At 53.3% G+C, this 5,421-nt stretch carries 3 protein-coding genes and 2 pseudogenes; 4 read left to right on the top strand and 1 reads right to left on the bottom strand.

The features are described 5' to 3' along the window. Positions 1-890, top strand: an 890-nt coding sequence (locus ACZCED_RS24780) for a DUF362 domain-containing protein (RefSeq protein WP_464862108.1), incomplete at its 5' end; no start/stop codon positions are given. A 66-nt stretch (positions 891-956) separates the two neighbouring features. Here the strand turns inward: ACZCED_RS24780 and ACZCED_RS24775 are convergent. After that, positions 957-1,247: a hypothetical protein gene (locus ACZCED_RS24775; protein WP_464862107.1), complete on the bottom strand. Its 291-nt coding sequence runs from the start codon at positions 1,245-1,247 to the stop codon at positions 957-959. A 340-nt stretch (positions 1,248-1,587) separates the two neighbouring features. Between ACZCED_RS24775 and mttB the strand changes: the two are divergent. From mttB to ACZCED_RS24760, 3 genes and pseudogenes are all read left to right on the top strand, one after another. Beyond that, positions 1,588-3,114, top strand: a pseudogene (gene mttB / locus ACZCED_RS24770) ([trimethylamine--corrinoid protein] Co-methyltransferase). Further along, positions 2,996-4,510 (top strand): annotated as a pseudogene (gene mtbB, locus ACZCED_RS24765) ([dimethylamine--corrinoid protein] Co-methyltransferase). The pseudogenes mttB and mtbB overlap by 119 nt, the downstream one beginning before the upstream one ends. A 110-nt stretch (positions 4,511-4,620) precedes the next feature. After that, positions 4,621-5,373: a corrinoid protein gene (locus ACZCED_RS24760; RefSeq protein ID WP_464862106.1), complete on the top strand. Its 753-nt coding sequence runs from the start codon at positions 4,621-4,623 to the stop codon at positions 5,371-5,373. Positions 5,374-5,421: the final 48 nt, after the last annotated feature.

Here is a 5,421-nt window from a genome sequence, read left to right as displayed (position 1 = left end):
GCGGTTCAATTGCTTTAGGTAGTTTTCTAACAGCACCGGTGCAAAGACCGCTTTCGGCTTGGGCCGCGAAAAAAAAGGCGGGATTTATTGTGGAAGGCGTGGCTGTGAATGAGAACTACACGGTAAAAGAGCTGGTAAAAGCGGTTTTCCAGGCCGTCGATGGAATGAGCAAATTTGTTTCCAGGGGAGATATGGTGGTCATAAAACCGAATATTTCCTGGGCCAGACCGCCTCACCTGGCAGCCACCACAAATCCGGAGGGATTGCAAGGGGTCATTGAGCTTTGTCAAGAAGCGGGAGCCGCAAAGGTCAGAATCGCTGATCATACTATCGACGATGCGAAATTCTGTTTCTCTGTGTCCGGTGCCGCAGATGTATCAAAAACGACCGGCGCGGAGCTCATCGATCCCGATTCATCTTTAATGCGCGAGATGAATTTGCAAGGAGATCGCCTGGATGCTTGGCCGGTTTATCTGCCGCTGGTAGAGGCGGACAAAGTCATCAACTTGCCGGTGGCCAAGGATCACATCCTCAGTTCCCTGACCCTCGGCATGAAGAATTGGTTCGGCGCTATTGGCGGAAGGCGTGGCTCGCTCCACAGGGATATCCATCCGAATATCGTTGATCTGGCCCAGATTTTCAAGCCCACCCTAACACTGATCGATGCCACCCGGATCATGACCAGAAATGGCCCTTTCGGTGGAAGCACTTCTGATGTTGCTCAAAAAAATACGCTTATTTTAAGTGATGATCCAGTCGCTGCAGATGGCAAAGCGGCTTTGCTGTTTGGTAAGAAACCACAGAATATTGAATATATCAGATTGGCCCAAAAGCGGGGTCTTGGAACCTATGATTTCTCAATGCTGCTTCAAAAGAAAGTCAGTGTATAAATTCAGGCTATCAACAGGCTATTGGAGCAGTTCTTGACGTCTCAACTGTGATTTAGCGCAATCGCGTCACCGGCTTTTGCGGCCAACAGACATTTTTTTAGATGGGTTCATGAACATGTACTCAGGCTGCTGCGATATCAGCCGCTGCCAATGCGCCCGGCCCGCAGGTGATACCGCCGCCGGGATGGCTGCCGCGGCCGCATAAATACAGCCCTTTGATCGGTGAGTGGTAGCGGGCGCAATCCGGGGTGGCCTTAAAATCAGCTGATCCAGGGCGTGCTCGCCATGCAGGATATGCCCCTGAACCAGGCCGTAGCGCTTTTCCAGATCAACCGGAGGCAGTACTTCCCGGGCCACAATTTCATTGGCAATGCAGAGTGCGTATTGCTGAATAGTTGCCGCAATGGCGTCCCCCCAGTTTTTCGAAATGTGATGAATGCATGGATTTCAGGATAAAATCCTTGTTTTTTCCATGGCGATGTGCTCACTTCTCATCTGAAAAAATGGGAGGAGCAAATGCCGCCGAAACATTTTTGCCCGTGGATAATTGGTTTTCCCTGCCAGGGCAACTTTATTGAAACCACCTCTTGCAAGGCAAACTGGCCATGTCGGCATTTAAACCGATTTTCAATATTTTATAGGCTTTGAAAATAGAGACTAAACGATAACCTAACCTTATTATACCGAGGAATATGTTATGCATAGAAATCTACATGCAGGCCGAAACCCGAGCAGCGGACTGAGTCTGAACATCCTCACGGACGATGAACTGGAGGTGATTCATCTCGGCACTTTGGAATTGCTGGCGCAATCCGGGGTCTGGATGGAGGACAACCGGGCGCTTGAGCTCATGTCCGGAGCCGGAGCGGACGTGGATCTGAAGACCAAAATCGTCAAGATTCCCCCCCATGTGGTGGAAAACGCCATTCGGTCTGCCCCATCCAAGGTGATCCTTGCCGGACGAGATCCCAAGCATGATCTAGTGCTTGAAAGCACCCGGGTTCATTTTACCAACTTTAGCGAAGGTGTCATGATCAACGATCCTTACACCGGTGAATATAGGAAACCGATGAAAGAGGACCTCGTGCGGGCGGCTCGGTTGATCGACTACCTGGACGAGGTCGACTTTTGTGAAAAGGCCCTGGGCGCCCACGAAGTCGACCCGTCATCGGTGCCGCTTCACAATGCCGAGGCCTTTTTGAGCAACACGACCAAGCATTGTGCATTTGGTCCGGGCAACGGCAAGCTGCTGAACAAGATACTGGAGATGGCTGCGGCCATCGTGGGGGGATTTAAGGAACTGGCAAAACGACCTATCGTTTCCTTTACCACCTGCCCGGTCAGCCCATTCAAGTTCATTGGAGAATGTTGCGATATCATCATGGAATCGGCCCGCAACAACGTGGTCTGCAACATCCTGTCCATGGCTATGGCCGGTGGCACGGCACCCGTGACCTTAGCCGGCACCCTGGTCAATCACAACGCCGAGATTTTGGCCGGCATCACCCTGTCCCAGGCAACGCGCAGAGGCGCGCCGGTGATTTACGGCAGTTCCACCACGGCCATGGATTTGAAAATGGCAACCGCCGCCGTGGGAACCCCCGAGTGCGCGCTCATCAGCGGGGCAGTGGCCAGGCTGGCCCGCTACTACGCACTGCCCAGCTATGTGGCCGGCGGGTAGGGCGACAGCAAAATCGCTGACTGCCAAACCGGCCACGAGAAAACGCTGACCGCCCTGATACCAGCATTGGCAGGTGCCAATATGATTTACGGTCTGGGGATGCTCGAAAGCGGAATTACTTTCGACTACGGGCAATTGGTTTTGGATTGCGAATTTGCACGCATGATCAAATTCACGGTTCAGGGAATCGACGTGAGTGACTATACCCTCGCCCTGGATGTGACTAAGGCGGTCGGACCCGGCGGAGATTACCTCCTGGAGGACCACACCTATGACGGCATGCGAAAACAGTCCCGTCCGGATTTGATGGATCGCAAAATGCGCAGTAACTGGGAAGCCGACGGCGCTAAAAGCGCCTACGATCGTGCCACAGAAAAAGTGCGCTGGATACTGGAAAATCACCGACCGGATCCGCTGCCGGAAGATGTCCTGGCAAAAATCCGCGCCATTGTCGTTGAAACGGAAAAGGACATGGGGGTCAAAACCGCCGGAAAAAAGGCCGGTGAATCGACCGACCGTAGGGAGGCAAACCATGGGGAATAAGATTTTTGTACGGATGGGAGACGGCGAAAGGGTCTGGATGAGCCCGCAAGAGGTCATGGAAGACATCCAGGCCGGAACCGCAGAAGCTTCAAAGTGGGGCGAAATTCCTGAATTGACATTCGATGAACAGGAGCAGCTTCTTGACATCCTAGCTGAGCCGGGACGCGCGGTTAGCGTCAATCCGGGTGAAGAGGTGATTGTAACGGACGATGGGGCCAGCATGAGTTTTTACTCCGGACAAGACGGCGGGGGCGTGGGAACTCCCATGAGCCGCATGCAAGCTGTGCTCACCTACGAGCGGGCCTGCGGGGCGGACACCACCTCGCTGGGCCACAGCGACTACAGCTACAAGCCGGTTAAACCGATCATCAATTTCGAGGCCAATGACTACTACAATATTTCCATGCAAACCACGGCGCCGTTTTTGTACGGTGCCCAGCCCAACATGGGTCTCTACTTCCAGCCGGACGGCCCCTGCCCCAACGCCACCGAGTTGATCCCCAAGGGAAAAGTCCAGGAAGCTCTTGATGCCCAGGAAGAAGCGGCCGCCATGCTTGAAGATGATCTGGTGTATGTCGCACGCAAACTCGCGGAAGTCGGACTCGAGGGAATCAATTTTGACACCTGCGGCTCCGCCGGGGATGCCGATTACCTGGCTGCCCTGAAGGCCGTCCGCCGGCTAAAAGACGATCTGCCGGATCTACCGGTGGTGATGGGCAGCTCCGGAGAATTCATTCTCGGCATGCATGGCGGTGTCGATTATGACGGCGTCAAGCTGGCCGGACTCTACCCCCACGATCAGGTCAAACTTGTCGCCGATGCCGGTGCCAGCATTTACGGTGTGGCGGTTAACACCACCACGACCAAGCCTCTGCCCTGGAATCTGGCGCAAGCCACCACTTTCATGAAAGCAACCACAAAGGAAGCCACTATCCCGGTTCATGCCAATGTGGGCATGGGTGTCTGCGGCATTCCGATGATGGAACAACCCCCCATCGATGCCGTTACCCGGGTTTCCAAATCGTTGGTTCAGATCGGAAAAGCGGACGGGTTGTAGATTGGCGTCGGCGATCCCCTGGGGATGCACATCCCCCACATACTGGCCGCTTGCATGGGCGGCATCCGCACCGCCGGAGATCTGGTGGCCTGGATGCAACTGACACGAAAGCTAAAAATAGAGGAGGCCAAAACGTATGTGGCAGAAAAGTTAAAAATCGAACGCCTTGATTTAACCGATGAGGATATCATGCGAGACATCCGACGGGATCTCGAATTGGGCACCGTGACGTCCATTGCCGGCGGACCCAAAGGAATTCGGGCCAAGCACAATGCGGCCCGCATTCTCGATATCGATATTCGCTCGGTAAACCTTTTCAAGTCCCAATGGCACACGTAACCAATTATAGGTCAATGCAGCGTCTGAGGAATCCGTAAAAATCAGCCTGAATGGCTAAGTTAAAATTTGCATATACAAGGCGTATTGTTATTTCTGGGATGAGGCTATACATGTGGTATGCCGAGCGTCTGAAAAAGCACGACAGCGCCCTAGATGAAGCGTCTTACGTCGCCATCAAGGACACAAAGGAGAAAGCAACCGTGTCAGATAGCATGGACGATAAAGCAGAATGGTATCAGAAAGCGGCTCAAACCGTTATTGACGGTGATGAAACCGCTGCGTTGGATTTGGCCCGGCAGGCCCTCGATGCCGGTATGGATCCGGTGGATTTGATCGATAACGGATTTTCCACCGGTATTCGGGAAATGGGGAAACGGTTCGAGCACGGCAAGGTATTCCTTCCCGGCCTGATCGTCGCTTCTGAAGCCATTTTGGGGGTGTTAAAAGTTCTGGAAGCGGCCATGCCGGAAAAACGACAGGAGAATAAATTGGCCACCATTGTTCTCGGTACCGTCGAAGGCGATATTCATGACATCGGTAAGGGGATTCTTGCCACGATGTTGAGGGTCAACGGTTTCGAGGTACATGATCTGGGGCGTGACGTTCCCGCTGAATTGTTCGTGGAAAAGGCCAAAGAATTGAATGCTGATGTGATCGGCTCCTCGGCGCTGATGACCACCACCCAGGAAGGGCAGAAACTTATCGAAAAGGTTCTCAAGGAAGCAGGCATGCGCGAGAGCATCAAAACCATGGTGGGTGGCGCGGTGGTCACCTCCCGTTGGGCGAAGCGTATCGGTGCAGATCTATACGGAGAAAGCGCGAGCGACACGATCGCCTTGTTGAAAAATCTACTTTCCGTCTGAATCGTATATTAGGGATACGGAATCACCAAATTAGTGAAAGGTTTGATT

It is taken from the genome of Desulfosarcina sp., assembly GCF_055467485.1.
Note: the sequence above shows the minus strand (reverse complement) of the source record. Positions and strands in the feature narration are given on the sequence as shown.

Coding starts and splice junctions, on each gene's coding strand:
- ACZCED_RS24760 (WP_464862106.1), top strand. CDS start 4,621: ATGTGGTATGCCGAGCGTCTGAAAAAGCACGACAGCGCCCTAGATGAA.